Origin of the sequence: Vreelandella lionensis, assembly GCF_044543515.1 — a bacterium.
Classification (GTDB): domain Bacteria; phylum Pseudomonadota; class Gammaproteobacteria; order Pseudomonadales; family Halomonadaceae; genus Vreelandella; species Vreelandella lionensis.
Map to the genome: position 1 here is coordinate 85476 of NZ_JBITWC010000004.1, position 24134 is coordinate 109609.

Below are 24134 nucleotides of genomic sequence, written 5' to 3' on the forward strand. Positions count from 1 at the left end.
TAGGGAAAAACGGTCACGGCGAAGAACGTTGACCAGAAACCTTTGGCCACTACCACTCCGAAGAGCCAGAGGCCGATCATCAGTAACCTATTAAGATTGACGAACATGCTTCCCCCTCATTTCACGAATGCTTTGGCACCCGATGCAGGTAGTGGCCCAAGGCGCGGCTTGGCGGCGGGCGCTTGGGATCTCGTCGCCACAATCGATGCAGTCATCGTTGGCGGCTTGGGTGGCGAGCTGGGCGCGGTTGGCCAGTGTGGCTTCCAGGCTTTGTTGAATGGTGACCGCGGCGCGGTCGGCGTTATCGGCCATCGTTTTTCCTTCGGTTAACACAATTCAGGCGGGAAGTATTCTTCCTGCGGGGTAGGGGTGGGCGGCGCGAACAGGTTTCGCGCGGCTTCTCGGGCGGCGATGGCGTCTTCGTACTCGGCATCGCGTTCCACTCGGTAAATTTCTGAGCTCTGCCACGCTTTAAGGCGTTCGAGCTGGGCGTCTCGCTCCGCTGGTGATGGCTCGCGGGGCTAAATATCAGGCCTCTGCGTACAGTTAGTGACACGAGTCCAAGGGGACGCGGCTTCGCCGCCTCCCGAACCCCCCTGGTGGCGCTGCGACTTGCTGCGCACTTCCCACTTGTAAAAGCGGGTCAGGTATTCGTGTTCATTGCCTCGGCCGTCGGAGACGACGATGCCGAAGGTGCCCAGCTTGTTTTCGCCGTGGCGGCCTTTGGCTTCGACGCCTTGGCGCACTTCGCCGGTGGCGTGGCTGAATTCGGCTTGCTGGAGATCCACGCGGGGCATCGTCCAGGGTTTGATGGGGCGCTGTTTGCGGGGCAGGTTGGGGCCGCCCATCAAGCGTAAGAATTGGTCCCACTGGCCCGCGTTGGCGGCCTTGCGGATCTGGTGCAGGCGATCCGCCACGCGGCGCTCGGGGCGGGTGGCGGCTTCCCAAGTGGCTAGCTCGTCGATGTGCTTTTCGTTGAGTCGGCGCACTTCACGCCACACGGTGACGCTGGGCAGCCCCACAAACTGAAACTGGCGAATGCCCCACACGGCCGCCCAGGATTCAATGCGCGGCGCCACGCTGGTGAGTTCGTGGCCGTAACGGTCTTTATCGTCGTTGGCCACGCCTTCGCGGGTGAACTGCTCGCCGTTGATGTTCTTCGAGATGTACTTGGCCACGTAGCCAGCGGCGGTGCCACGCCGGTAGTCGATCTGCTCGACCTTGAAGCGAGCGTTCGTCTTATCTCCCCGGCGGTTATAAAGCTCCTCCGGAGAATCCGCTTCTGCATGGCTTTGCAGAATCTCGGTGACCGTGTCGGCGTGTTCCGGCGCGGCCCATATCAGTAAGTGCCAGTGAGGCGTTCCATCGTGGTGGGGCTCCACCACGCGGATGCCGTAAACGCCGATGTTTTCTCTCGCCAGCTTGGCCCGTGTGCGCGCCCATACTTGCTGCAGGTAGGCTTGCGCCTCACGCGGGGTGCTGCCGTCATACTTCGGATTGCGGGCGCTATTGCTGGAAAGCACCGGGTGAAAGCGCGACGGCGCGGTGAGGGTGTAGAACATGCCCACATGGCCCATACGGCGAGATTCCGCCTCGGTGTCGCTGATGCGCAGCATCAATTCAGCGCGGCGGTGGTCGGGGTTGGATAAGCCCAGCTCGGCGAGTTCGGCCAGCGTGTAAACTTGGCCTTCCTGGTTGATGGCTTCCAGCGCTTCCAGCAACGCGCGGTTGCGGTTCTTCTGAGCGCGGCGCCGGTCGAGCGTGTCGTTGCTGCAGTAAATGCCTGCGCGTTTGTGCACACGGTGCGCCTCGCGCTGTACCTGTTCTAACCGGCGGCCGCCCAGGCGGCGCAACTGCCGACGCCACCAAATGGGGTCCGTGAGTTTGGCGAGCTGAACGCTGCTTTTCAGCTTGAGGCTAGGCGGGTTAATGCCATGCAGGCGCGCGCGGTGTCGGGCCTTTTCGAGCGCCATTTCATTGACGACGGCTAAACTCATCACCGGGGCGCGATGCCACCGGAAAACCGCCATCAATGGAATGATGCCCAAGGGAGGGCTTAGCGGGTTGCGTGAGGTGGCGATTTGCAGCGCCACTTCACGCGCTTGGCCGGAAAGGGTGCGTGCCTTAGGCGTTTTCAGGTTGAGCGGGGGTGGCAGCAAGCCCAAGCGCAGGCGGCGGTTATGCTCGGCAATGCCGCCGATCAGCTTGCTGCGCTCGCGTTCCAGCGCCGTGGCCTGCGCCTGGGCGTGATTGATGACCGCGTCATCATCGTGGGTGACGTTTAGGCCGTGCACCACTAAGCGATCCTGAACGCTGGCCAGCCACTCGCAGGCGGCTTTCAGGCCTTCGATGGTGGTGTAGGCTCGCTTCACCAGAGCGTTAAAGCCACGCTCTAAGTCTTCCGCGATGGCTGAAAAGCGGCGGTAGATGCTGGCCGGGTCGATGAGATCCTGCGCGTGGCGGCGAAGCCAGCGGTTAGCCGCGGCGTGGCCATGCCGCTTTGATACATGGACATAGCCATCGGCTAACTGACTGGCCAGCGAGGGCAAGCGCTCGAAGTGCGCCTGCAGAAAGGCGTAGCAATCCTTGGTGCCAGAGCTGTGCTGAAAGGCAAGGGCTAACGCGCTCACGCTTTGACCTCTTGAACCACCCCGATGACGCGCGGCGGCGTTTCGCAGAGAGCGGCCGCCAGCGTAGCGGCGATCGCAAGATCATTATCCCCTAAAACGCCTTCGATTTGGGTTAGCTGGCAGCCAAGTTTTTCAACTTCGCGCTTTAGCTCTTCACCGGCCATTTGGCTGTTCTGCGTCGGTTGTACTTGAAGTTCAGCGGCGAGGCTTTTCAGTTGCGCGTGCGCTTCATAGAGCCCAAGCATGATGCTGTTCACGTTCATGCGACCCCCTTTTCGATCAGGCTGAGCCAGTGCAGCGCCGCTTTGGTGTTGCCTTCCGCGATGGCTTGGCGGGCGTGGCTGGCCAATTCCGCGCTTGGGTGTTGGGTGCGTTGGTTGAGCTGGTCTTTCAGGCCGCTGGCGTAGCGACTCATACGGTGAATCGCCGACCGAACAGCTTCCCGTTCTGGCTTGGCAAGCTGGCGGATTTGCACGGTGGCATCTTCGTGCAGGCCTGCGCTTTTCAACACGAAACGGCGCTCGGCGTGGGGAAGATCCGCCCACACCTGAATGAGGTCCTGGTCGGCGGCGCGGCTGTGCAGTTCCGCGCGTAAGGCGCCAAAGCCTGCGCGGTCGGTTTGTGGCCGTGGGGGGCGGGGTAAATGGGCAACTTTTTGCATCGTCTTAACCCTCATAACGTTCGTCGTTGGCGGCTGGGCGGGTGATGTCCAATTGCATCTGCTGGATCAGACGAGGCGCGAACGGCAGATCCACCCGGGCGTTGGGAATGTCGCTCGGGGTTAGGGTGTGCAGCACCTGAAACCCCGCCTTGCCTCGAAAGCCGCACTCCACGTTGCGGCACTCCACTACCCCTTCGCGGTACACCGGTGTTAGCCCCTGGCTATTGCGGACCCGCATGTTGTGGCCGCAGTGGGGGCAGGGCATACGGTGCTTGGAAGCGGTCGACATCAATGGTTTCTCCCTACGGGGTAAAGGGCGCGGCCGCGGCCAGTGAGCCCTTGGGAACCTCGACGAATGCGGCGACGCAACAGCCACTCAGCCGCTTGATCGCGTGTCTCTAAGCCTTGCTGTTCGCGAACGGCGTCAAGCACGGCGCTGGTTTGCTGGTCGAGATCCATCGGTTGTTCCGGCATGGTTACCTCGGATGCACGGTGGATATGTTCCTGGCCTCACATAGCCCGCTGGGCGATGCTCTCGGTAAGGCCAGAGAGATCGATGCCTAATACGTCCCTGGCTTCTTTCATCAGCATTTGGCGCATGATTTCGGCCTTGGGCACGCCGTTGTAATCGGCATGGGCCTGGATGATGGCAAGCTCATAGTCATCTAAATAAACGGTGGCCTTATGGGAGCGAACGCGCTTTGGGTCCTGGTACATGGCAAGCTTCCTTATGCAGGCAGGGTCATTCGGCATTGAGGGTGTCTTGGTCGTACTGGGCGATGCCGCGCAGCATGAGCATCCGTGCCGTGGCGGAGAGGGTGCGCATTTCCAGCTCGGCGATGCGCTTGAGTTCCTCCCGTTCGTCTTCGGTCACGTGGGCCATGATTGGGCAGTTGCAGCCCTTGGGGGCATAAATTGGCTTTGGGGCAATAGCGTTGGGCGTGGTCATGGGTTAGGCTTCCCGAACGATGTGTTAGAGAGTGAAAGACTTAATCCGCAGCGCATTAGCGCTCGTACAAGCGCACCAGCTTGCGCTGCAGGAAATGCTCATCCATGTGGGTGCGCAGTTCGCACAGGGCGTCTTCCACCTGCTCAAACGGCGCGTTTTGGGCCAGCATCGTGGCAGCGAGCTGGCTCACCGCCTGGGCGGTGGTGCGCTCTTCCAGCGCTTCGAGATCGGCCAGCGGGTTGGGCTTCTCCGTGCCCTGGCGCAGCGCCGTTTCAATGGTGCGGCGGGTGCGTGGTGAACAGCGGTCCAGATTCACTTCCACCCCGCGAAATAGCACGGTGGGGGAAGGCGGCAAGATGATCGTGGCAATGATGGTGACCATGGCAGTGGTTTCCTTTGTGATTACAGATGCCCAAGGAGGGCTTTGGTTATGTCTGAGCAACGAGTAGTTAGTCCGACCTCTTATCCCGAAAAGGCAGCCCATGAAGCTGTAGTAGCTCTTTGCGAAACAGGTGCTTTTGGTATTGGCAATGAGCACAAAGCAATGGGCGCTGGAGACGGAGAAGCCCTTGCTGAAGCTGTTATTGCCTTTCACAAGAAGCTGACGGCTTACTACAAGGAGCTGTAGTGGCAACATGGTGGATACCTGCGCATAGGGCCGTGGCAAGATCGGTAGCTCGTTTGCGCAGTTCTTCCCCTGTTAAGCCTTGCTTAGCGAGTTCTCCCACGGTTTCGGCAAGAACCTTGTTGGCCATCACTTGTTGGTGGCCTTCCAGGGGGATATGGCAGTGAGATTCAGCGGGTGTGGCCATGGCAGTGGCTCCTTTGTAATCCAAATGGATTGTTTTGAGTGTCTTTCAGAGTGTTGGTGATTCAAATGATGGATTCGTTTGGATTACCTGTCAAGCGGAGTAAGGGATCTAAATGGATTCTATTGGTGGCAGGCTACGTGAAGAGCGGGAACGCTTAGGGCTAACTCAAACTGAGCTTGGCGATAAGGCGGGGATCACTAAAAACACGCAGCGCCTGTATGAAACCGATCAGCGCAGCCCTAAAGCCGACTACTTGCAGGCCTTACACCAAGCCGGTGTAGATACGCATTACGTGCTGACAGGGGATCGCCCTGGCACTCTTGATGCACAACCATTAGGGCTGCCAGCCATCGAGCCTGGGCCTGAGTTTTCACCTGTGAAGATGTACGACATCGAAGCCGCCGCTGGGGCAGGGCGCAGCTTTGAAGGCGAGCCAGTGAAAACCATCCTGCACTTTCCCAGCAGCGAGCTGGCCGAGCAGGGGCTAGACCCTGCCCAGGTGGTGGGCATCAAAGTGCGTGGGGATTCAATGGACGGCACCCTGGCCGATGGTGACTGGGTGCTGGTGGATCGGAGCAAGCGCGACCCGAAGCAGGAGGGGGTGTTTTTGCTGCTGGTGAGTGGTGAAAGGCGGATTAAGCGGGTACAGCGCTTGGCGGGCGGGGCGTTGTTCTTAATTAGTGATAACGAGCATTACCAGCCGGAGATGATCAAGCCGCAAGATATGCACGATGTGGAGATTCTGGGGCGGTGTGAGATTCGGATTGGCAGGATCGTGTAACTGTAAAACCATAAAGACATAAAGGCAGCTTTGAGACTGCTGAAAGATAAAACAGGGAGGTAGGGATGAGCGTTCTAGCCTTTGATTATGAAGATGCGAAAGGGAACGTTAGCACGCGTGAAGTCAGCCAATGGAGTGATGATGGTTGGCTGTTAACAGGCATCTGTTCTAGCGATAACCGCCGGAAAACGTTCAGGCGGGACCGTATTCAGGTGGTTCATGAAGGTGGCGATAGTCTCAAGCCCATCTCCATGCCTCAGCACCTTGTCGATCGTGCGATTGCGGCCAGCAAAACGCGGTCGGACTCACTGGAAATTCTCTTTACTGGGTTTGCAAAAGCGCGCCGGGCAGAGCTAGAAGCTGCTGCAGCGGAGTCAGGCATGCGTGTTTGTAAGACGGTCACCATGGGCCTTTCTTTTGTTTGTGGTGGACCTACAGCGGGGCCGACCAAGCTGCGGAATGCTCAGGCGAAAGGTGTTCCGGTGTTGGATGAAGCTGATTTTTTGAAGCTGCTGGAAACTGGTGAGATGCCTGAGTGATCAGTCTAACGCGCATTGCCGGAGGCTCGCAGTGTTTGATTAGCGTTAACAAGCGCTACCAGCCAGAAGTGATCAAACCGCACGATGTGAAGATTCTGGGGCAGTTTGAGATTCGAAATGGGAGAGTTGTTTGATGAGTTATTATCCGCCCACTTATGAAGGGCAAGCATTCACATGCCCTTATTGCGATGCCTATGCACAAATGGATTGGAAATGTTGGGCAGAAAGCCCTTATTTTACTATTGTCGAAATGGCAACTTGTAAACATTGCAATAAAGCCTCTTTTTGGTTTGGAAGTGCGATACCAGAAGTCGCCGGGAAGATAATGTTTCCCTTGGTAACATCTGCCCCTATGCCACACCCGGATATGCCTGATGACGTTAAAGCTGATTATTTAGAAGCACGGGATGTTCTTCCATACTCCACTAGAGCTGCTGCTGCACTTATAAGATTAGCTTTGCAACGTCTATGCATACACCTTGGGAAAAGTAGAAAGATTGATAAGGCCATTGGTGAGCTCGTCCAAGATGGCTTGCCGCAAGGTGTCCAAAGAGCGCTTGATGCTATTCGCATAATTGGCAATGAGTCTGTGCACCCAGGTGAGCTTCAAGACGATGATATTGATAAAAGCGTTGGCTCTATGTTTGAACTTTTGAATTTTATTGTTGAAGATAGGATTGCTCGTTTAAAAAAAATTGATTCGATATACGAGAGCTTGCCTGAAGGCAAGTTAAAGGGTGTTGAACAGCGTGATAGAAAATAAAGTCATTTAAAATATAAAAAAGGGAACAAGATGTTTGTTAATCAGCTGGATAGTTTTTTTTGCGAGTTAAAGCCGACTCTTGTAGGTCAGCAATATCCTGTTAAAAGTCAGTGCTCCTTTTTTTTTAAATTAAAAAGTGAAGGAGGTTTTCAGATAAATGGCTTTTCATCTACTGGTCTTGAGAAAAGTGGAGAGTTAGAGCAGGTTGATGAAAGCGTAGATGAAAGAACACTTCATCTATCAGGTTCTTTTGTTGAGTCTGGAAGAACTATTGAAGTATCTTTTAAAGCTAGCTTTTTGGATATCGATGTTGTTTTTGGCGCTGGCACATGGGAAGAGAGGGTTGGAAATAATATTCGACAAAAATACTCTGTGATTATTAGAGGTAGTGAGTTCTTAGCTGGAGATAAAGGTTTTGTCGATAATCTTTTTGAGTCATATAACAAGCTAGAGGAAAAGTATATAGATTTAAAAGATAAAGTAGATGATGTTGAAGGTGAGGTTGATGATTTAGAGAGTAAAGCTGAAGAATACTCAACATCAACTCAAGAGTTTCTGGACCAAGAGAAAGAGTTGGCGTTAGCTTTAGAAAAGTCAGAGGAGCTTTCAGAGCAGTTAAGTAACGGCCTAAAAGAAATGAATCAGTTGACGGCTAAAATCGAAGATCTTTCCAAAAGGCAAGATGTTGAGTTGAATAAATCTGCTTCTTTGACTGAGAAGGCAAGCTCGATTATACAGAAATCTGATGAAGTTAAGAGTCGAGCTGATAGAGCACTTAGCAGCTCCATAACTGTATCTCTGGCAAAAACCTTCAAGGATAGAAAAAAAGAAGCTGTTAATCAAAGATGGGTATATGACTTTGTTTTTGTTGTTTCAATAGGTATTGGTATTTTAATGACATATAACATGTTGGGGCAAATACTACCTAGTGAAGAAGAGGCCGCTTATAATTTTGAGGCGCTTATTATTAGGATGCCTTTTTTGATGTTTTTTGTATGGTTAGGGCTCTTTGCTTCAAAAAAATCTTCGCATGCAAGTCGTCTTGAAGAATTTTATGCTCAAAAACAAACTTTAGCTGAATCGTATGAAGGCTATAAAGGCGAAATCTCTAGGATGAATGATAATACTGCCGAGCTTGAAAAATTAATGGCTATAAACTTAATATCAATCAGCCAAGATTCTAGCGAGGTTTTCGACGGCGTTAGAAAAGAAAAGCACTTGCCGATGGAGGTGTTTACTGAAAAACTATTGAGTAAGCTTTCTTTAAATAGAAAGGGTGATGCAGATAGCGCGAGTAGCAGTAACAGTAAACCTGATGGTGAAGTGTGATTCGTTAGCCTAAGATGAATATGAAGTTATTGCCATAAAAGTCTCTTTTTTTAATTAGCCCTCCTCGCAGCCCCCTCATCCGTATACGCCCGCATCAACTCATCCCAATGCGTCGTATAGCGCGGGCTGCGGTTCGCGCAGCGTAGGTGCCAGGGGGCGTTCTTTTCCGGTAGGCCCAGGCGTACCGTGCCTTTTCCCATCTTCTCGTTCAGGGCGTCCATGGTGGCCATCATGGATACGCTGGATTGAGCTAATATCAGATTGCTAAGTCGAGGGGCAAGTCACTGATATCTTTTAACCGTTTACCATCCACCATCACGGCTAGCAGATCCGCCGCATCGTCCATGCCCAGCGTCGCTAATGTCTCTTGCAGCTCATATAGCGCAAAGTGATAAACGCAGTCGATATCTCCTGTACCCAGGGCGATGGAAGCGAGTCGGCTTGGGGTGGGTTCTGCGGTGACGACCACCACGTGTGGCAGTCTGCCTTTACGATTGCGTATCAGGTTAAGCGCTTCCGAACGGGCATTTTGGGCTCTATCGCTGCGGATCGTCCACTTACAGGAAATGCTCGCATGTAACAGTGGTAGCCCGCCGTTTTGCTTGCGAAGGCTGGATAACGTGGTGACCTCATCATCAACCAGGTGGCTATGGCGGTTAATGGTCTCGTCGGCTTCGGCTTCACGCACTACGACGATATCCGGCGTGATGGTGTAATCACTGCCTAGCGCCGCGGCAAGCTCGCTATCTGCCTTTGCGGCTTTATCCAACGCTACCAAGTGGGCGTATTGCTCGTAGCGTGCAATTTCAAGGCGGTTGCGGCCACCGACTTGATGAATATCCCACGTGCCTGGCCGAAGGTGTTGAAGCTTAAGGAAAGCTGCTTCGACAAAGTGAGCGCAGATAGTTTCAAACTGGTTACCCGATGTTTGTCCTGCAATGCGCTCGCCAATGGTTTCCGCTTTTAATAGGTCGGCGATGCCTTTAGCGATAGCTTTGCTGGTTCGGTTACTGCTATCGGCGTTGCTGACCACGCCTTTCTCGTTAGTGGTCAGCGTCGCTTTCAGCAATTCGGCATGAAAGGCTTTCCGTAGCTGTGCAAATTCTGCCACTGTTCCCATTACGCCACCTTATAAACACGTTTAGCCGATAGTGCGTGAAAGATTTGTGAGGCGACGGCTGCCGCCACGGGGGGAGGGAAAGCGTTACCAATTTGACGATACGCAGCCGTTTTCTTGCCGAAAATTTCCCAGTCATCGGGGAAACCTTGAATTCTGGCCGTCATCTTGGGGGTGAGCTTCGGCATACCCACAAAGCCTTTCTCTGGAGGCTCGTTCGCCAGGACGTGACCATTCACACCCAAAGCAGCCCATGCTTTTTTCGCCCGTGTGGGGCCCAAATCAGGACCGCCGTGCTTCTTAGAGCCGCCTACCAAAGTGGGGGCAATCGTATTTGCTTGTTTAGCCCACTCTTCGGCACCTTCCCATCCACCTTCTTTCATCAGGTCGAGCAATAGCTCGCCAACAGTGGGTGGCGCGACTTTCAATGGTTCGGGCCACGAGAAGTGCTCTGACAGCTCTTTGCGGATGCCCACACAGACGACCCTGGGGCGTAATTGAGAAACGCCAAAATCCGATGCATTCAGAAGCCGCCAACCGGTTTCGTAACCGAGTGCGTTGAGCTGATGTTCTACTTTTTGGCGGTAGTCATCAAAGCGTGCATCCATAAGCCCACGCACATTTTCAAGCATGACGGCTTTAGGACGGCACTCATCCACTAGGCGGATTGCTTCGGGGAAAAGATCTCTCTCGTCTGCTTCACCTAGCTGCTGGCCGGCCTTAGAGAAAGGGGGGCAGGGAACGCCGCCGGCGACCAAATCGACGCCGAAGTAGGGAAGCCCATTGAAAAGCCGCAAGTCTTCTTCCTTGACGTTCCATTGCGGGCGGTTCAGCCGCAGCGTGGCACAGGCGGGTGGCTCGATTTCCACGAGTGCTTCATGGCCAAATCCAGCCAGTTCTATGCCCAGCGCTTGCCCACCCGCGCCTGCACACATTTCAAGGGAAGTGAAACGACCCATAATATCCTCACTAATAAAACGATCGAGCAGCGCTGGCGACAGCCATGCGCTACTCGATTTTGATCAACAGTGTATCACGTTGGTGGCGACATTCAGGCCTACCGCTGATGAGCCTGAGTGGTTAGCCAGTCTTAAGAGCGTATTGCAAAAATATGGTTATATATACAGTATTAGATTCTTGGTAAGCGACCGTCAAATTTTAAGAACCGTCGCTAAATGTGGAGCAAGCACAGGGCAACAGCATGCGAGTGAGCTACTTGGGGCCTGCCGTGGTGGGTGTGGAGCACCCGGCGGTAGCGGAGATGGACCGGCGAAAATTTCCGCCGACCTGTTTTCTGGTGGAGATCAGCGAAGAGGCGTACCCCGGTGGGCCATGGATGGAAGGTGACGTGCTGGTGGTGGACGAAGCGCGCTCGTATGGCCACGCGGATCTGGTGGTGGCGGAGGTAGAGGGCGAGTACCGGCTATTCAAAACCCAGCGCGTCGGCAGCCGTTGCCGCCTGTTGCCGCCTACGGGTGGGGAAGGGTGCTTTATCACTGCTAAGCAGTTTCGAGGGGTGGTGGTGAGGCAGGCGCGGTGCTGGGCGTTGTAGGAGATGGCTTACACACGAATCAGCGATGTCTTACAGCGGCCCGCGTGTTTTTTTGAGACGATAAATTAGTCGCTTGGAAGCACGCGGGACGGACTCCGCCTCGCCAGAAGGATGCGGCACCAATACCCCCGGCCATGGAATGGCTGGGGGTTAATTGTTCACGGAGGCAATACAATTGAAAATTTCATCTCGATGCTGAATCAGGCTGATTCCCACGTCCATGATGGCCAAGCACAGTCCTATAAAGGGAATGGTTCGCTTCATCAGCCACTGCCTTATTGCACGCGCGATAGGGGAATGAGCGATCTCTACGGCCTGTTTGATGGCTTCGCTGATCGTGAAGTCGTTGATCAGTAGCTCTACGTAGTTTCTAAGCCGACTGTTATCGTTTTGCTCAATCGACTCGGCCAAGCCTTCTACGTATACCAATTGGTTTTGCTCATCTAAAAATCGTTTAAAGTCGTCGATATGCCTTGGCTCAATGTTGAACACATCGGCCAGTACTCGCAGCACTGCTTCCAGGCAAGGGTGAGGGGATGATAGGGGCAAGATCCAACTAATGTCGCCTGCGTCACGTAAAGGAATGCTCTCATCGAAGGGCGCGGGGGTGAAGTTGGTACGTGTCCAGTCTTCACCTTCAACGGCGTCTATCACCTCAATATCAGCGATCAGGCTGTCCATTCGATTTTGTAAACTGGTTAGTACTTCTTCACTGCGGCCAATTTGGTCATCAACGGATGAACTTAAGCACAGTAACGAGAATTCTTGCTTTGCTGAGGCCTTGATCGCGTTGATGGTATTGTAGTCTTCGATACTTAGGTAAACGCCCCTTTCCTGGCCTAGCGCATTGAGAGGATAATAAAGAAGGGCACCGGTACCAAGCCCTGCACCCGTTACAAAAGATCTTCTGCTTACTCGCTTATTGTTCAGCATTGTATTCATCCCTTTTATGGATACCGTCGAAAAAGTATGAGTCAAGCTAAGTATCGTTGAAGGGTTAAAAGCCAAAGCAATATGTCTATCAGAAAAAAGACTGGTGAAAATCTAAAAATTACTCATCAAAGTAAGATTGACTTTTCGCCTTAACTTCACACCGCACCACCGTCCCAAACCCCCCATCATTCAGCGAGTGTGTGACCTCGCTCACTAGCCAGGCAGTGACGTCGATCTGAGGCTTGAAGCCCGCGAGCGTGAGCGGGGTTTCGGGCAGCAGGTCGGCGCGGCCTAGTGCCAGCGTAAGCTCGAACTCTGCCAGGCCGCGTTGGATGCGCTGCCATTCGGCGCGGGCGGCGGCCAGGGCGTCGTCTTCCGTGGCGTAGGTGGGGCGTAGCTGTTTGGCGTTCTCTTCTGTGCCTGCCAGTACGGTTTGGCGCTCTGCGCCTCGTGTGTCGTTCCAGTAGGCTTTCACACCGCTGTAGGCGTCGCGGTCGGTGACGCTGTAGCGGTGCTGGTCGCCGTCGCGGCGGGTCAGGGTGATGGCGGGCATGGCGCGGCCGCTGGCGGTAAGCCCCTGGCCGGCCACGGTGAACAGCATGCGCCCGGCTTTGATGGCGGCAATGGCATCGTACCGTTCGCCTAGGCGGGTGAGAAAATTCAGGTCGGATTCGTCAGTTTGGTCGATATGGCCAATGCGGATGCCGTTGAGCGCGGCGGCCACCACTGGCTCCAGGCTATTGCGGCCTGCAATGGTGGTGACGATCTCGCCCAGCGTGACATCGTGCCAGCCTTGGGTGCGTTTGCCGGGCAGTTGGCCGCGCATATCCGCCGAGCGAGCGCGAATGGTGAGTTGGTCCGGCGTGCCGGTGTGCTGCACTTCATCCACCGTAAAGCGGCCCTTATCCACCAGCCCTTCCTCCTGCCAGCCAAATGCCACCTGCAGCTCGGCCCCGCGTGGGGGAATGGCGAGCTGGCCATCGTGATCCGCCAGGGTGATATCCAGCTGGTCGGCTTCCAGCCCGCGCTGCTCGCGTAGCGAGAGGCTGATTAGGCGGCCATTGATGCGTGGGGTGATATCGGTGCCATCCAGCGTGATGCGGTAGCTGGGTTTAGGGTAAGCGTTCATACGTAGCCTCCGGCCAAACGCGCCACGGCGGGCAGTGCCAGGCGGCCGATCAGATCGGTGCGCTCATCATCGACGTGTTCCAGCGTCAGGACGAACTCGATTTTCTCCGCCGCGCCGTCGCGGAAAAAGTGGGTGCTGGTCTCTTCTACCCGGGTGACCACCCATAAGCCGTACTGGCGGCCGGTACCTTCAACCAGCGGCCAGGCGTTGCCCTGGTCGGCCATCTCGCGGATCTCATCAAGACTGAAGCGGCCGCCTGTGAAGGTGGGCAGTAAAGTGCCAGAAAGATTAATGGTATCAGTGCCTTGGCCGATGTACTGATACGCGGGGCGTTCCCCTACGCGAGATTGGCTCGCGTGACGCCATTCAGTGATGCGCTTCAGTTGTTGATAAGGCACTGAGCGGGTTTCAAAGACGAACATACCTAAGGCCATTAGCATGAATATTTACCATTCCAGATGTTTTCAGATAATAACTTTCATTACTTATAATATTTTAGCGGTACTTGCCTACTGGGGCTGGTTAGCCCTTGGAAATGAGCGAGAGAAAATCGTTAGCTCTTTCAATTTTATAAAGGATGTGGATCCTTCGGGTTTTCTTATATTCGCCGGCATTGCTGCCGGAATCACTTATAAAGCGAAATCGCTAATTTATTATAGAAATTTTGCGTTTATGTTTGGGTTTGCTTTTGCCATTGCTCAAGCTATTACTGCTGCTATGACGGATATGGAAAATAATCCAGAGACATATAATTTAGAAATTTCCTTGTTAGCAATAATTATTGTGTGTGGAGCTGGGTTCATAATTTTTTCAGTACTTGCCATGCTCGCACACAGTAAAGAAATGGAAAGACCCTCTCTTGCTGTAAAAGGGGAGCCTAAAACTGACGATGTAGTTATTAATCTTAATATCAATCTAGATCTCTCAGCGAAGAACGACGCATCGCAGCCTTCTCCTGTTTCCTCCGATCCAGCTCCCGGCCCACGATATTTGCGATCTCTTGTGCGTCGCTTCCGTGTGCGGCGTTAATCGTGATGTGGTAGTGATTGCTTGAATTATCGACGTGCTGAACCGATGCCTGGTTGCTCAGCGGTGGCCTGTTATCAAACTGAATAGGCGATTGCTGCTCGATGCTTGGCATAGCGGCAGCGGGCAGGGTAGCGGCGCCTAGTGCCAGCCCTGCACCTGCACGGGTGACGCGGCGTGCGATTTCTTGAATGCGCCTGGCGGGTTCGTCCCGCTGGGCATCTAGCCCTTTATTCAGGCCATCCACCGTATAGCTCCCCAGCTGCGTAAATACCCGGGAGGGGCTGTTGATATCCAGCACATCGGCGAACCAGCCACGCACGTTGCCGGCCATGCCGGTCACGCGGTCGCGTAGCGCGCTGAGTTTGCCCGTAAGGCCACTGATCAGGCCTTCCACCATGGCGCTGCCCAGTGAGCTGAACCGTTCAGGGATCTCGACACCCAGCGCGGAAAGGGCGGTGGTAATGCCTCGGTACAACAGCCCCAACGGCGACCAGTTCATCAGCAGCTGCGCGACTGCCCCTAGCCCATCACCGAACGCGGTTTTCACCTGCTGCCATAGCCCTTGGAAGAAGGCTTTGATGGGTTCCCAAAAGCGGTAGATGAGATACGCGGCGGCGGCGATGGCGGCCACGGCTGCGCCAATGGGGTTGGCGATGGCCAGCATACCCACGGCGCGGATCACCCCGCCTAACCAGGTGAGCGCTTTACCCACCATCAGCGCCTGCGGGCCAAGCATCGCCATGCCAAAGCGCACCATGGCGAAGGGGCCGAGGATGGAGGCGAGCATTAGCGTAAGCGCGCCACCCGCTGCCACCAGTACCGCCACTAGGGCGGCGGCTTTGGCGAGGGTGCCTGCCAGCTTGGGGTTTTCATTGATCCAGCGGCCGATGCCGCGAGTGATGGCGGTAACGTTCTGAATCAGGCCGCGCAGCGCGCCGTTGTTGGTCTCGGTGATCGAGATACCCACTTCATCCCAGGCCGATTTGAGCGATTTCAGGTCGCCGCCGATGTTGTCGGCCATGGTTTTGGCCACCCGGGCGTTTTCGCCAGCGGCGTTGGAGAGGATCTCGACAAACGCTTCGATGCCTTCGCTGCCCTGCTGGGCGATTAGTTCTGCCATGCCTGCGCCGGGTTCTTCGCCGAAGATGTCTTTTAAGTAGGCGGCGCGGTCGGCGTTGCCCATCGCTTCGGTGGCTCTCGCTACGTCGGTGAGAATGCGGGGGATGTCGCGCAGGTTGCCTTCGGCGTCTTTGGCGTTCACGCCGAGGTCGGCCAGCGCCCCGGCGGCGGCTCCGGTGGGCGCGGCCAAGCGGGTGACCATGGCGCGCAGCGTGGTGCCTGCCTGGCTGCCTTGAATACCCACGTTGCCCAGCAGCCCGGCCATGGCGGCGGACTGTTCCAGCGACATATTCATCGCCCGCGCTTGCGGGGCAACGTACTTCATCGACTCGCCGAGCATCTCTAAATCGACGTTGGCCCGGGTGGTGGTGGCGGTGAGCACATCGCCCACGCGGCCCATCTCGGCGGGGTCTAACCCGAAGCCGGAGAGGATGTTGGAGGAGATATCCGCCGTGCGGGCGAGATCCGTTTGGTTGGCCAGTGCCAGGTTGAGCATATCCGGCATGGCCGCTTGAATGGCGGCGGGGTCGAAACCGGCCATGGCCAGGTAGCCTTGGGCATCGGCGGATTGCCCGGCGCTAAAGGCGGTAGTGGCCCCTAGCTCCCGCGCTTGCTGGCGAAGCGCTGCCAGCCGTTCGTCGTCTCCTTCCAGGCGGGTGAGCGCCTGCACCCGCGACATTGATTCCCCGTATTCAACACCGGGGGCCAGCAGCCGTGCCCCGGCGTACAGCGCGGCACCGCCGCTGGCCACCATGCCCGCGCCGGTACCGGCCATGCTGCTGCGCAGGCTCATGGCGCGGTCGTAACGGCTACGCGCTTGGGCGGCGTTGCGCTGCTGTTCGGCCAGCCGTTTGAGCCGCTGCCGCTGTTCTTCCACGGCGGTATTGGCCTGCTGGATCTCGCTGGCTAGCCGGCGTTGATCGCGGGAGAGGTGGGCGGTGCTGACGCCGTTTTCGTTCAGGGTACTGCGCAGCCGCTGGAGCTGCTGGCGTTCTTCATCTACCCGCTGGCTGAGCCTGCGCGCTTGGGTAATGGCCTTTTGACGTTCGGCGCGCAGGGCGGCGGTGTCGCCCTGGTGGGTGTGCATTTGCTGCGAGAGGCGGCGAATGCGCTCTTGCTGTTCCCGCAGGGCGGTGGCGGTTTCCGTGGATTGTCGGGTGAGGGTACGAAAGGAGCTGACGTTCTTCTGCGTGGCCTGCAGCTGCTTTAAGCGGTCGCGGTTTTCACGCATGGCCTGAGACGCGGCCTGGCTGGCACGGTCGATGGCCCGCAGCGGGCGGGTGGCCCTATCCACGGCGTTTAAAATGACCTGCAGCTTGAGGTTGTTACCGGCCACGCTGGCTCCTGGTGTCTGTGGTGGTGCTGCGTTTGCGCGCTCTTTCTCGCCAGGCCATGAGTTCGCGCAGGGTGAAGGCGGCGCAGTCTTGAGGGGTCCAGTGGAAGACGATGGCGAGATCCGCCATCGCGTCTTCTACCTGGTTGGGGAGATTTATTCGCTCTCGCCCTTGGCCCGCTTCGTCAGCAAAAAACCGGCGATTTCACCACCACACTGGACGAGATCCGCCGGGTCCATTTGGCGCACCTCAGTGGCGGTGAGCGAGGGGTTGGAGAGGCGCGGGATCAGGGTGATCAGAGCGTCGGTTTGCATCTGCAGCACATCGGCCAGCGAAACGCCGCGTAGCTCGCCGGAGGTGGGTTTGCGCAGGCGTAGCTCGGTGATTTCGGTCTCGCCCCGGGTGAGTGGGGTATCCAGGGTGATGGTGGCAGCGATGGCTTGGGTGACGGCAGCTTTGGTCATGAGAGTGTTCCTGGTGTTGGGTTAAGGGAAGTAGGAGGAGCGGGTTAAATACCCAGGCGCTGGCGGCGGCCTGCGAGGCGATCAACGCCGTTGACCTTGAACACGCCGTTCACCAGGTCGATCTCGATTTTCTCGGTGCCGTCGATGGTGAGCTTGTAGTAGCTGAGCGTGCTGGTGACCTGGTGCTCGGTGTTCTCGCCGGTTTGGGCATCGCCCATATCGATCTCGGTGTGGCGGCCGCGCATGACCACCTCGACCGAGGAGGCGTCGTCGATGTCGTCGCGCTCGTAGCTGCCGGTCATGCGGAGCATGTCGGCATCGATGCGGGCGGTGCCGAAGTTGTCGAACAGGCTTTCCACTAGCCCGCCTACTGTCCACTGCACGGTGAGCAGGCCGTCTTGGCCCATATCGATACCCACTGCGCCATCCATGCCGCCGCCGCGCCACTCTTCGATTTTGCGGGTGAGGGTGGGCAAGGTGATCGACTGGACGATGCCCTGCCAGCTTTCGCCGTTGCTGAACAGGTTGAGGTCTTTGAGCTTTTTCGGGAGTGCCATGGGGGTCTCTCGCTAATCCAATCAGGCGGTGGCCGCGACGCGCTCGGCGAAGTCGGCCAGGTAGGAGTCGGTGATGCGCTGCTGGAAACCGAGGTCTTCCAGCGGCGGTACCGGCGTGTAGTCGTAGTCGATGCGCAGCTTGCCGCCCTTGAGCGAGGTCTGGGTGTTGAGCTCCTCGTTCAGCCAGGCGCTGCCATCGACAATCAGCCCCAGGGTTTTCAGCTCGCGGAACTTGGCGTTTAGGCCTTCGATGATGTCTCGCGCTAATGAGGCGTGCAGGGGTAGATCCACCGCCCACAGGTGCGCTTCGGCCACGGTGTCGGCGAGGATCTGGGCGGTGCGGGTGTAGTTCTCAAACGGGAAGAGGCTTTCCGGCCCAGCGCAGGTGCGTGAGCCCCAGAAGCGGTAGCCGTTCTGGTTCACCAGCGTGGTGACATCGGCGGCGTTGAGCAGCCCGGCATCGGTGTTGGGGCTTTGCAGATCCCAGAACACGTCTTTGCTGATGCCGGTGACGCCGTTCACCGCCACGTTACTCAGGGTTTTGTGCCAGCCCACGGTTTGGTCGAGTTTGGCGCGCAGGCCCAGGGCGATGGCCACGGGGCTGATATCCAAAATTTGCGCGTCGTCGGTATCGAACGCTTGCCACTGGGGCCAGAGCACCATCAGCTCGCGGGCACCGAACTCATCGCGGTAAGCGATGACATCGCTGGTGGTCTCGCAGCCGTGGGCGTACACGTAGCCAAAGGCACGCAGCTGCTGCAGCACCGAGACCATCGCGGTGGCCACCGGTTGGGTATCCAGGTAAGGCACACCAATAATGCGCGGTGTGACACCCAGCTTTTGCTTGGCGGTGAGCAGCGCTTGTAACCCGGTGCGCTGGCCTAGCTCGGTAGTTGTGCCAATCACGTTGGCGGTGGTGGTTTCGTCGTCTATGCCTTCTTCTACCCGCACGACGACGATGATGGGCTTGGCCTGCTGACCAATGGCGGTGAGGGTGTCTTTTAGCGTGCCTTGGGTGCCCGCTTTGCCAATGGCGGTGTCCACATTGGTCACCAGCGCGGGCTGATTGAGGGGAAAGGTGGTGGCGTCCGCATCCGGCGCGGTGCAAACCACGCCAATCACGGCGGTGGAGACGGTGCGGATGGTGCGCGTGCCGTCGTTGACTTCCGCAACGCGCACGCCGTGGTGGTATTGATCGAGTGCCATGGTGGCTCCTGCGCAGGTTCACTGTTCGGGTAACGAAAAGGGTGAATTCACGCAGGTATCGTGCGGGGGCTGGGGGAAGGGTGGTAGCGGTGGTGGGTGTGAGTGGGGCGGTTTACATGGTGGGGCGGGAGCGGGCACAAAAAAGCCCGCCGAGGCGGGCTTGTGGTGTTACATGATCAAAGGCCAGTTCAGCCATATGGCATAGGCTAGTTCTAAAAACCTGATCGATATTTCTATGAAGTCAAAGATGAGGGTGATCGTTTTCATAGGCATTTGTCCCTCACACACATAGGTGTTTTGGATAAATGCCATCTGATAGAGCACGATAACTCCATCGATAAAAAACGATTGAACGTCGCCATTATGGCGTGTAGAATGCGCATACTTTACTCCTTTGGAGTTCATGGGCATGCTAGGCCCGTGATTTAAAAGTAACGTATTTATGCCCTGGTCTTTGCCAGGGCTTTTTCTTGCCTGTAGAAAAGTTGGTGGCAGATTTTTAGCTCATCCAAAATTTCATCACGCATACTATATATAGACCAAGAGAAAATCAATTCAGGCATATATGGTATTTTTTCATCCACAGGTTATGTACAGCACATGCCCAGCGCTTTATCCCGACTCAAAAAAACCGCCTCCCTGATTTGGTAGCGGTTTTAGGCGATGTAAAGGGCTTACACCGCGCTCAAATACGCATTCAAGAAACCGGTAAGTCCAGGTTTAATAAGAGTGAGTTCTGTTGCGTTGACTGGCTCTCTGAATGAGCATGGAGTTATTAGAGGGGGCCTTCAACGCAACTGATAACAGCTTGGCGTTTCTCTTCGGTGGGGCTAGATTCCTCAATTTTCGCTTGTGGTCTTACTCCACCCTTTTCAACCACCGTCACGGCATTTTTCACTTTTGAAACTGCGTTCGTGAGGTTAGAAATACAGAATGAAGCCCGCCAATTGGCGGGCTTCTTCGTTTAGGGGGGATTGGTCAGCCCTCCGGCGGCCGGTACCGATTCAACTGCTCAATCGCCCCCTTGGCCGCTGCCTCTGCCGCTTCGATCGTCTCCGCCTGTTGCACGGCTGATTTCGCGCAATGCTGTTTCACAGGCTATTGGGTTAAATTAGTCACGAAGCTTATGCGGATGGAATCGATGAAATGGAATTGATACCTAAGGGCGTAGCGTTAGCCTACCAGGGCTACATGGCTTGGAAATTCGAGCTGCTGCTCCAAAAAGCAGAAGACCACGGGATGACGCCCGAGGAACTCAGCAACAGCGATCAGCGTTTCGCGCTCTACATGCGTGTGGGAAGAGCGTTTGAAGCATGTTCAGAAAAAGAGGTGGTCGATTTTATCTCGAACGTAATGGTTGGTGGCATAAGCTCTGGAGACGCTGATCAGCAGCCTGATTTGGTACAGATGGCGCTTTCAGCAGTATCCAGCCTTACAAAAATTGAGCTGAACTTGCTGCTTCTGTTGCGTGAGCATCAACCCAATGACTTATCAAGCAGAGAGGGATTTCAGGGACTTCTTCAAGATGTAGAGGATAGGCTGTTTCTACAGCGTGCAGAGGCCACTGGCATTCTATATGGGCTGCTCAGAACAGGGTTGGTGCTGCCGCCAGATACTGGGCCGTGGGCAGAGTCTACGATTTATGGATTCAGGCTTACCAGCCTTGCTGATACGCTTTTTGGTTATGTGTCTCTTTGCAAACGGCATCATCAATAGCCCGCCAAGGTTGGCGGGCTTGAATCTATCAGTTCATGAACAAACTAGTGGATTACTCCAGCTGCCATTCGGCTAGCGATACTTCGTTTTTGCAGCTGGTGTCTACTTGCGCGAGTGGGTCGCCAAGAAATTCGTTAATCACGGTGGATCGACACTCATTGACAGGGCTATGCCCCAAGGCCTGCATCTCGATAGCCTGGAGGTTGGGCATGGTGTCGGCTAGCTCATCGCTCCAGCGAGTGCCGCAGCAAGGGTCCATCTGACCATGGATCGCCAGGGCAGGCGTCTCTCCCGATACAGTGTCGTTATGCTCGGGTGGCACGTCGCCGTCTCCGCCCCACCAGGCGCAGAGCCAGATAGGCTCAAAACCAATAATGGCGGGTTCACGCTGTACCGCAGCCATCGAGTCTTCTGGCGTTGGACGGTTTGTCCCCATATCGTTACAGGCCTGAGCCAGGAACGCGCCCATGGCATAGTTGGGTGATTCGGTAACTGGGCTGTAATCATCAATCATGAAGAAGTCATGAAGTGATGAGTAGTCCCCCTCAGGCACTTGGGAAACAATGCGAGGCAGTTCGTCATAATATGCCGGTAGCATCAGGTAGAGCGTGTCGAGAAAAGCGGCACCATCAAAGTAGAGCGTTTTCTGCTCGCCGTTTGATTCCACCTGGGCAATATAGGGCTTGTCGTCCAGTGCACGGCGCGCTCTATCCACGGCCAGGAACCATGAAGGGATCTGTTCTCGGCAAGCTTCGCTGTCTTCAACGCACATGGCCAAAACGTCGGTGAATCGACGTTTTAATGAATAGAACTCATCTAACGGTGCTCTATTGCGCAGGCTGGCGTACCAGGGCCAACCAAGTATGGCGGCTTTCACACTGTCGGGGTAATAGCGAACATAAGAGAGTGCTGTGCCGCTCCCAGTAGAGGAGCCGAAAATATTCACGCTATCGTAATCAAGCAGGTTACGAATCTCTTCGACATCGCGTGAGGTGGCGCTTTCCGTATATTGGGCAATCTCAACGCCCTCATCTTCAAGCTTTTGGTAGCAGTCGGATACTGCGTTCGTGATGTGTTTCATCCGCTCCATGGGATCAAGCGAAGACGTTAGCGCCGGTGTGTGAATGATATTGTGGTACGGGGAGACGGCTGCGTAGCCAGGGCACTCCAATGATGGGGTGGCATGCTTAAAGCCGCGAGGATCAAACACCACTAACGAGCGGTTGCCAATATCTTTTCGCAGTTGCTCGATGTAATCAGCATTACCGAGGATGGAGTAGCCTGGGCCGCCGGGGAAAAAGACCACGGGATCACTTTCCGCGTCGGCGTCCGTTTCAGTCTCTGGGTCGATGACACCTATGGGTAGCTCAACCGTATTGCCGTTTGGGTCATCCCAGTTTTCTTGCCCGTAGAACGTGTAGCAACTGGCATTGAGGTCTTTTAGCGCTTGCGTTGCACAGGCTGTGCTTTCTAGCCGGGGGAGTGTGCCTTCATCTTGGTCTTGGGCGTGAGCCATTCCAGCACCTAATGCAGCCATTAGGCATAGGCTACTCAGCGCTTTATGCTTGTTGGGTGGCATGACATCTCTCCATTGCTTTCATTGTGTTGGCGAGAAGGACGGCAAATGCTTTGCCGTAGCCCCACTATAGTTGAGTAAACGCTAAGTAACAGTGTTGGGGATTTTCAAGCAAGTAGCCCGCCGAGTGGCGGGCTGTTGGTTAAGGGGTTACAGCAACGTGCCCGAAAGGATCTGCTCTCGCCGCGTATCCGCTTCGCTTTCGGTGAGAATCTCCGCATTAATGAGCAGTGACAGGCAGTGATCCACACCGACGGCTGTGGAACCAAGTGATAGATCAATGTACTGCAGGCGCGGATCTTCAATGATTTCGAAGAAGTCAGCGAGAGCTGGGTCGCTGGCCCGCAGCTCCTTGAGTTTGAGCCGCTCGGGGCTGGTGAACAGCAGCTTGAATTCGACTGGGCCAACGCGGGGGCGCTCGGGTTCTGGTTCTGCTGGCTCTGTAGGCGTTGGCTCGGGTGAGGCCGACCAAGTGCCATCTTCGGCGCGTCGCCAGCCGCGTTGGACTTCGTCCGGCACCTCCTCAAACTCAGCTGCAATAGTAGGGTGAAACTGGCTGGCCGGGTCGGTGCTGACGTCCACCGCGACATTGTTTTTGATGCGTGCGTAATTACTCATTAGTTACCACTCCACGATTACTAAACCGTTGCCACCGCGCCCACCCGGTGTGCCGTTGACAGAGTTTCCACCGGCACCGCCACCACCAATGCCGCCAAAATTATTGTTTTGGTTAGTAGCAATACCAGACCCTCCTCCCCCAACTCCGCCAGGCATACCTCCAGCACCAGGACCACCAGGACCACCAATAAAGCAGTCGTATACAAAACGGCTTTTAAATTGCTCAGAAACTTCGGGCATAGACGCAGACGTTCCTAGAACATTAAGTCCTGAGATTTTTCCGCTCGCATGCCCGAACGCGGTACCCGATCCTGAGCCATCTCCAGCGGCTAGCTGATCTGCTCCATCGCCTACTAGACCTCCACCACCTCCTCCGGTCACAGCAGATGATCCTGTATTATCCAAGCCATTGCCGCCCCGACCGGCAATGGCAGACAATTCAGAACCAGCACCACCTCCACCTCCAGACCCACCATAGTCCCCAGTGCCTCCCCTTCCTCCAGAGCCGCCTGTAGATTGCCATTCTCCCCCTGAGCCTGACCCACCGGAACCGCCAGTGAATGTTCCTGACGCGCCACCGCCGACTCCACCTGTAGCAGTAATATAGTTGCCGAACGATGATGAGCCTCCATCAGCGCCCGCGGCTCCTGAGACGCCTCCGTCGCCCCCCTTGCCTACGGTAACGACAATTTCTTGACCCGGCGTTACAGCGACGATGCCACGTGCATAACCGCCGCCTCCGCCACCATTTCCACCTTCATCAGTATTGACGCCTCCGCTGCCACCAGCACCCGCCCCTAAAGCACGGGAGCGCACTGACCAAACGCCATCTGGGACGATGAATTTATATACTCCAGGCGTTGTGAATGTCTGGAATTGCCCTCGACCAAACGGCGCAAGACGACCAGGGGCACCCAGAAACAACGGGTCGTACGTGCCAGCACTTATTAAGCCGCCAGTCTGTGTATTTTCTGAAATAGTACGACCCATTATTCAGCCTCCTCAAACCCATGCACACGCGCACTGAGATTGCTCACGTCGCTATGAATGATGACCTTCTCCCCCGCACTGGCGACCAGCGCTGTGCGTTCCAATACGCCGCCCCTCGCTGGAATAGTGGCGTCGTACTCAATCCAGTCTGCGTCACTCGGCGCGACCGCATCGGTGATGGCCACGCGCACTTTGGCCGGGTCAGCGCCCCGGTTAACCAATGCGATATTGAGCGTTGCCACGGTGCTGGCTGGCACGGTGTAGACCGTGGTGGTGGTGTCGGCGACCAATGCCGCCGAGCCGAGTTTTCCTGACATGGGTGATGCTCCG

The 24134-nt window shown here is 55.9% G+C and carries 32 protein-coding genes and 1 pseudogene; 8 read left to right on the forward strand and 25 right to left on the reverse strand.

Annotation, left to right across the window (positions count from 1 at the left end):
* Positions 1–90: 90 nt before the first annotated feature.
* The 9 genes from ACIGG6_RS03435 to ACIGG6_RS03475 all read right to left on the reverse strand — a co-directional run bounded on the left by ACIGG6_RS03435 (position 91) and on the right by ACIGG6_RS03475 (position 4622).
* On the reverse strand, positions 91–312 hold the full coding sequence (locus ACIGG6_RS03435) for a TraR/DksA family transcriptional regulator (RefSeq protein ID WP_399842248.1): 222 nt from the start codon (positions 310–312) through the stop codon (positions 91–93).
* Between the two features lie 209 nt (positions 313–521).
* The gene (locus ACIGG6_RS03440; protein WP_399842251.1) at positions 522–2630 is read right to left on the reverse strand and encodes a replication endonuclease; all 2109 of its coding nucleotides are present in this window, start codon (positions 2628–2630) and stop codon (positions 522–524) included.
* On the reverse strand, positions 2627–2893 hold the full coding sequence (locus ACIGG6_RS03445; RefSeq protein ID WP_399842253.1) for a hypothetical protein: 267 nt from the start codon (positions 2891–2893) through the stop codon (positions 2627–2629). The genes ACIGG6_RS03440 and ACIGG6_RS03445 overlap by 4 nt, the downstream gene beginning before the upstream one ends.
* On the reverse strand, positions 2890–3291 hold the full coding sequence (locus ACIGG6_RS03450; protein ID WP_399842254.1) for a hypothetical protein: 402 nt from the start codon (positions 3289–3291) through the stop codon (positions 2890–2892). Before ACIGG6_RS03450 ends, ACIGG6_RS03445 begins: the two co-directional genes overlap by 4 nt.
* Before the next feature lie 4 nt (positions 3292–3295).
* Complete coding sequence (locus ACIGG6_RS03455; protein WP_219863131.1) at positions 3296–3580, reverse strand: ogr/Delta-like zinc finger family protein; 285 nt, start codon at positions 3578–3580, stop codon at positions 3296–3298.
* A complete protein-coding gene (locus ACIGG6_RS03460) occupies positions 3580–3765 on the reverse strand; it encodes a hypothetical protein (protein ID WP_399842257.1) in 186 nt (61 codons plus the stop codon). The genes ACIGG6_RS03455 and ACIGG6_RS03460 overlap by 1 nt, the downstream gene beginning before the upstream one ends.
* A gap of 36 nt (positions 3766–3801) precedes the next feature.
* Positions 3802–4008: a ribbon-helix-helix protein, CopG family gene (locus tag ACIGG6_RS03465; protein WP_399842260.1), complete on the reverse strand. Its 207-nt coding sequence runs from the start codon at positions 4006–4008 to the stop codon at positions 3802–3804.
* A gap of 25 nt (positions 4009–4033) precedes the next feature.
* A complete protein-coding gene (locus tag ACIGG6_RS03470) occupies positions 4034–4240 on the reverse strand; it encodes a hypothetical protein (RefSeq protein ID WP_399842261.1) in 207 nt (68 codons plus the stop codon).
* A 55-nt stretch (positions 4241–4295) separates the two neighbouring features.
* The gene (locus ACIGG6_RS03475; RefSeq protein WP_044627873.1) at positions 4296–4622 is read right to left on the reverse strand and encodes a hypothetical protein; all 327 of its coding nucleotides are present in this window, start codon (positions 4620–4622) and stop codon (positions 4296–4298) included.
* 48 nt (positions 4623–4670) lie between these two features.
* Here ACIGG6_RS03475 and ACIGG6_RS03480 point away from each other — a divergent pair, with 48 nt between their 5' ends.
* From ACIGG6_RS03480 to ACIGG6_RS03500, 5 genes are all read left to right on the forward strand, one after another.
* Positions 4671–4868, forward strand: coding sequence for a hypothetical protein (locus ACIGG6_RS03480; protein ID WP_399842263.1), 198 nt, complete (start codon positions 4671–4673; stop codon positions 4866–4868).
* A gap of 296 nt (positions 4869–5164) precedes the next feature.
* Positions 5165–5833 (forward strand): XRE family transcriptional regulator, encoded by a 669-nt coding sequence (locus tag ACIGG6_RS03485; protein WP_399842266.1) that lies wholly within the window; start codon positions 5165–5167, stop codon positions 5831–5833.
* A gap of 65 nt (positions 5834–5898) precedes the next feature.
* Complete coding sequence (locus ACIGG6_RS03490) at positions 5899–6372, forward strand: hypothetical protein (RefSeq protein WP_399842269.1); 474 nt, start codon at positions 5899–5901, stop codon at positions 6370–6372.
* Positions 6373–6505: 133 nt separating this feature from the next.
* Entirely contained in the window at positions 6506–7135 is a 630-nt protein-coding gene (locus tag ACIGG6_RS03495; RefSeq protein ID WP_399842272.1) for a DUF4145 domain-containing protein, read from the forward strand.
* 30 nt (positions 7136–7165) lie between these two features.
* Positions 7166–8464, forward strand: a complete 1299-nt coding sequence (locus tag ACIGG6_RS03500) for a hypothetical protein (protein WP_399842274.1) — start codon at positions 7166–7168, stop codon at positions 8462–8464.
* Positions 8465–8514: 50 nt separating this feature from the next.
* On the opposite strand, the gene ACIGG6_RS03505 is transcribed toward ACIGG6_RS03500, so the two are convergent.
* Genes ACIGG6_RS03505 through ACIGG6_RS03515 form a run of 3 tightly spaced genes read right to left on the reverse strand, consistent with a single transcriptional unit; the run spans position 8515 to position 10540 of the window.
* Positions 8515–8697: a DUF4113 domain-containing protein gene (locus ACIGG6_RS03505; RefSeq protein WP_399842276.1), complete on the reverse strand. Its 183-nt coding sequence runs from the start codon at positions 8695–8697 to the stop codon at positions 8515–8517.
* 23 nt (positions 8698–8720) lie between these two features.
* Positions 8721–9584 carry an NgoMIV family type II restriction endonuclease gene (locus tag ACIGG6_RS03510; RefSeq protein WP_399842279.1) on the reverse strand — a complete coding sequence of 288 codons (864 nt, stop codon included), beginning with the start codon at positions 9582–9584 and terminating at the stop codon, positions 8721–8723.
* Positions 9584–10540, reverse strand: coding sequence for a DNA cytosine methyltransferase (locus ACIGG6_RS03515; protein WP_399842281.1), 957 nt, complete (start codon positions 10538–10540; stop codon positions 9584–9586). The genes ACIGG6_RS03510 and ACIGG6_RS03515 overlap by 1 nt, the downstream gene beginning before the upstream one ends.
* Before the next feature lie 242 nt (positions 10541–10782).
* Here ACIGG6_RS03515 and ACIGG6_RS03520 point away from each other — a divergent pair, with 242 nt between their 5' ends.
* Positions 10783–11133 carry a hypothetical protein gene (locus ACIGG6_RS03520; protein WP_399842283.1) on the forward strand — a complete coding sequence of 117 codons (351 nt, stop codon included), beginning with the start codon at positions 10783–10785 and terminating at the stop codon, positions 11131–11133.
* 150 nt (positions 11134–11283) lie between these two features.
* Here the strand turns inward: ACIGG6_RS03520 and ACIGG6_RS03525 are convergent, their stop codons facing one another.
* The 3 genes from ACIGG6_RS03525 to ACIGG6_RS03535 all read right to left on the reverse strand — a co-directional run bounded on the left by ACIGG6_RS03525 (position 11284) and on the right by ACIGG6_RS03535 (position 13635).
* Positions 11284–12066, reverse strand: coding sequence for a hypothetical protein (locus tag ACIGG6_RS03525; protein WP_399842286.1), 783 nt, complete (start codon positions 12064–12066; stop codon positions 11284–11286).
* A gap of 118 nt (positions 12067–12184) precedes the next feature.
* On the reverse strand, positions 12185–13195 hold the full coding sequence (locus tag ACIGG6_RS03530) for a phage late control D family protein (RefSeq protein WP_399842289.1): 1011 nt from the start codon (positions 13193–13195) through the stop codon (positions 12185–12187).
* On the reverse strand, positions 13192–13635 hold the full coding sequence (locus tag ACIGG6_RS03535; RefSeq protein ID WP_399842292.1) for a phage tail protein: 444 nt from the start codon (positions 13633–13635) through the stop codon (positions 13192–13194). Before ACIGG6_RS03535 ends, ACIGG6_RS03530 begins: the two co-directional genes overlap by 4 nt.
* On the opposite strand from ACIGG6_RS03535, the gene ACIGG6_RS03540 reads away from it, so the two are divergent.
* The gene (locus ACIGG6_RS03540; protein ID WP_399842293.1) at positions 13634–14224 is read left to right on the forward strand and encodes a hypothetical protein; all 591 of its coding nucleotides are present in this window, start codon (positions 13634–13636) and stop codon (positions 14222–14224) included. The two genes, ACIGG6_RS03535 and ACIGG6_RS03540, sit on opposite strands and share 2 nt — an antisense overlap.
* Here ACIGG6_RS03540 and ACIGG6_RS03545 read toward each other — a convergent pair.
* From ACIGG6_RS03545 to ACIGG6_RS03565, 5 genes are read right to left on the reverse strand one after another with little or no spacing between them, the layout of a single operon-like run.
* Positions 14106–16679: a phage tail tape measure protein gene (locus ACIGG6_RS03545; RefSeq protein WP_399842295.1), complete on the reverse strand. Its 2574-nt coding sequence runs from the start codon at positions 16677–16679 to the stop codon at positions 14106–14108. The two genes, ACIGG6_RS03540 and ACIGG6_RS03545, sit on opposite strands and share 119 nt — an antisense overlap.
* Complete coding sequence (locus tag ACIGG6_RS03550) at positions 16669–16806, reverse strand: GpE family phage tail protein (protein WP_082051383.1); 138 nt, start codon at positions 16804–16806, stop codon at positions 16669–16671. The genes ACIGG6_RS03545 and ACIGG6_RS03550 overlap by 11 nt, the downstream gene beginning before the upstream one ends.
* A gap of 26 nt (positions 16807–16832) precedes the next feature.
* Positions 16833–17141 (reverse strand): phage tail assembly protein, encoded by a 309-nt coding sequence (locus ACIGG6_RS03555; RefSeq protein ID WP_139525405.1) that lies wholly within the window; start codon positions 17139–17141, stop codon positions 16833–16835.
* Between the two features lie 44 nt (positions 17142–17185).
* Entirely contained in the window at positions 17186–17698 is a 513-nt protein-coding gene (locus tag ACIGG6_RS03560) for a phage major tail tube protein (protein WP_044627860.1), read from the reverse strand.
* Between the two features lie 21 nt (positions 17699–17719).
* Complete coding sequence (locus tag ACIGG6_RS03565; RefSeq protein ID WP_399842299.1) at positions 17720–18904, reverse strand: phage tail sheath protein; 1185 nt, start codon at positions 18902–18904, stop codon at positions 17720–17722.
* Between the two features lie 1146 nt (positions 18905–20050).
* Between ACIGG6_RS03565 and ACIGG6_RS03570 the strand changes: the two genes are divergently transcribed.
* The gene (locus tag ACIGG6_RS03570) at positions 20051–20620 is read left to right on the forward strand and encodes a hypothetical protein (RefSeq protein WP_399842300.1); all 570 of its coding nucleotides are present in this window, start codon (positions 20051–20053) and stop codon (positions 20618–20620) included.
* Positions 20621–20672: 52 nt separating this feature from the next.
* On the opposite strand, the gene ACIGG6_RS03575 is transcribed toward ACIGG6_RS03570, so the two are convergent.
* From ACIGG6_RS03575 to ACIGG6_RS03595, 5 genes and pseudogenes are all read right to left on the reverse strand, one after another.
* The gene (locus ACIGG6_RS03575) at positions 20673–22199 is read right to left on the reverse strand and encodes an alpha/beta fold hydrolase (protein WP_399842303.1); all 1527 of its coding nucleotides are present in this window, start codon (positions 22197–22199) and stop codon (positions 20673–20675) included.
* Between the two features lie 147 nt (positions 22200–22346).
* A complete protein-coding gene (locus tag ACIGG6_RS03580; protein WP_399842305.1) occupies positions 22347–22814 on the reverse strand; it encodes a hypothetical protein in 468 nt (155 codons plus the stop codon).
* Positions 22815–22817: 3 nt separating this feature from the next.
* Positions 22818–23054 (reverse strand): hypothetical protein, encoded by a 237-nt coding sequence (locus ACIGG6_RS03585; RefSeq protein ID WP_399842308.1) that lies wholly within the window; start codon positions 23052–23054, stop codon positions 22818–22820.
* A 123-nt stretch (positions 23055–23177) separates the two neighbouring features.
* Positions 23178–23630: pseudogene (locus ACIGG6_RS18275) on the reverse strand (glycine-rich domain-containing protein); the annotation flags it as partial.
* 173 nt (positions 23631–23803) lie between these two features.
* A complete protein-coding gene (locus ACIGG6_RS03595; protein ID WP_399842312.1) occupies positions 23804–24121 on the reverse strand; it encodes a hypothetical protein in 318 nt (105 codons plus the stop codon).
* Positions 24122–24134: the final 13 nt, after the last annotated feature.

Bases quoted from the DNA above. Each gene is read 5' to 3' on its own strand.
- ACIGG6_RS03475 (WP_044627873.1), bottom strand. From the start codon at position 4,622: ATGGTCACCATCATTGCCACGATCATCTTGCCGCCTTCCCCCACCGTG.
- ACIGG6_RS03460 (WP_399842257.1), bottom strand. From the start codon at position 3,765: ATGCCGGAACAACCGATGGATCTCGACCAGCAAACCAGCGCCGTGCTT.
- ACIGG6_RS03530 (WP_399842289.1), bottom strand. From the start codon at position 13,195: ATGAACGCTTACCCTAAACCCAGCTACCGCATCACGCTGGATGGCACC.
- ACIGG6_RS03455 (WP_219863131.1), bottom strand. From the start codon at position 3,580: ATGTCGACCGCTTCCAAGCACCGTATGCCCTGCCCCCACTGCGGCCAC.
- ACIGG6_RS03485 (WP_399842266.1), top strand. From the start codon at position 5,165: ATGGATTCTATTGGTGGCAGGCTACGTGAAGAGCGGGAACGCTTAGGG.
- ACIGG6_RS03580 (WP_399842305.1), bottom strand. From the start codon at position 22,814: ATGAGTAATTACGCACGCATCAAAAACAATGTCGCGGTGGACGTCAGC.
- ACIGG6_RS03510 (WP_399842279.1), bottom strand. From the start codon at position 9,584: ATGGGAACAGTGGCAGAATTTGCACAGCTACGGAAAGCCTTTCATGCC.
- ACIGG6_RS03570 (WP_399842300.1), top strand. From the start codon at position 20,051: ATGGAATTGATACCTAAGGGCGTAGCGTTAGCCTACCAGGGCTACATG.
- ACIGG6_RS03565 (WP_399842299.1), bottom strand. From the start codon at position 18,904: ATGGCACTCGATCAATACCACCACGGCGTGCGCGTTGCGGAAGTCAAC.
- ACIGG6_RS03595 (WP_399842312.1), bottom strand. From the start codon at position 24,121: ATGTCAGGAAAACTCGGCTCGGCGGCATTGGTCGCCGACACCACCACC.
- ACIGG6_RS03535 (WP_399842292.1), bottom strand. From the start codon at position 13,635: ATGCTAATGGCCTTAGGTATGTTCGTCTTTGAAACCCGCTCAGTGCCT.
- ACIGG6_RS03560 (WP_044627860.1), bottom strand. From the start codon at position 17,698: ATGGCACTCCCGAAAAAGCTCAAAGACCTCAACCTGTTCAGCAACGGC.
- ACIGG6_RS03585 (WP_399842308.1), bottom strand. From the start codon at position 23,054: ATGCCCGAAGTTTCTGAGCAATTTAAAAGCCGTTTTGTATACGACTGC.
- ACIGG6_RS03435 (WP_399842248.1), bottom strand. From the start codon at position 312: ATGGCCGATAACGCCGACCGCGCCGCGGTCACCATTCAACAAAGCCTG.
- ACIGG6_RS03550 (WP_082051383.1), bottom strand. From the start codon at position 16,806: ATGGCGGATCTCGCCATCGTCTTCCACTGGACCCCTCAAGACTGCGCC.
- ACIGG6_RS03575 (WP_399842303.1), bottom strand. From the start codon at position 22,199: ATGCCACCCAACAAGCATAAAGCGCTGAGTAGCCTATGCCTAATGGCT.
- ACIGG6_RS03520 (WP_399842283.1), top strand. From the start codon at position 10,783: ATGCGAGTGAGCTACTTGGGGCCTGCCGTGGTGGGTGTGGAGCACCCG.
- ACIGG6_RS03490 (WP_399842269.1), top strand. From the start codon at position 5,899: ATGAGCGTTCTAGCCTTTGATTATGAAGATGCGAAAGGGAACGTTAGC.
- ACIGG6_RS03445 (WP_399842253.1), bottom strand. From the start codon at position 2,893: ATGAACGTGAACAGCATCATGCTTGGGCTCTATGAAGCGCACGCGCAA.
- ACIGG6_RS03500 (WP_399842274.1), top strand. From the start codon at position 7,166: ATGTTTGTTAATCAGCTGGATAGTTTTTTTTGCGAGTTAAAGCCGACT.
- ACIGG6_RS03515 (WP_399842281.1), bottom strand. From the start codon at position 10,540: ATGGGTCGTTTCACTTCCCTTGAAATGTGTGCAGGCGCGGGTGGGCAA.
- ACIGG6_RS03540 (WP_399842293.1), top strand. From the start codon at position 13,634: ATGAATATTTACCATTCCAGATGTTTTCAGATAATAACTTTCATTACT.
- ACIGG6_RS03465 (WP_399842260.1), bottom strand. From the start codon at position 4,008: ATGTACCAGGACCCAAAGCGCGTTCGCTCCCATAAGGCCACCGTTTAT.
- ACIGG6_RS03525 (WP_399842286.1), bottom strand. From the start codon at position 12,066: ATGCTGAACAATAAGCGAGTAAGCAGAAGATCTTTTGTAACGGGTGCA.
- ACIGG6_RS03495 (WP_399842272.1), top strand. From the start codon at position 6,506: ATGAGTTATTATCCGCCCACTTATGAAGGGCAAGCATTCACATGCCCT.
- ACIGG6_RS03555 (WP_139525405.1), bottom strand. From the start codon at position 17,141: ATGACCAAAGCTGCCGTCACCCAAGCCATCGCTGCCACCATCACCCTG.
- ACIGG6_RS03450 (WP_399842254.1), bottom strand. From the start codon at position 3,291: ATGCAAAAAGTTGCCCATTTACCCCGCCCCCCACGGCCACAAACCGAC.
- ACIGG6_RS03480 (WP_399842263.1), top strand. From the start codon at position 4,671: ATGTCTGAGCAACGAGTAGTTAGTCCGACCTCTTATCCCGAAAAGGCA.
- ACIGG6_RS03470 (WP_399842261.1), bottom strand. From the start codon at position 4,240: ATGACCACGCCCAACGCTATTGCCCCAAAGCCAATTTATGCCCCCAAG.
- ACIGG6_RS03505 (WP_399842276.1), bottom strand. From the start codon at position 8,697: ATGATGGCCACCATGGACGCCCTGAACGAGAAGATGGGAAAAGGCACG.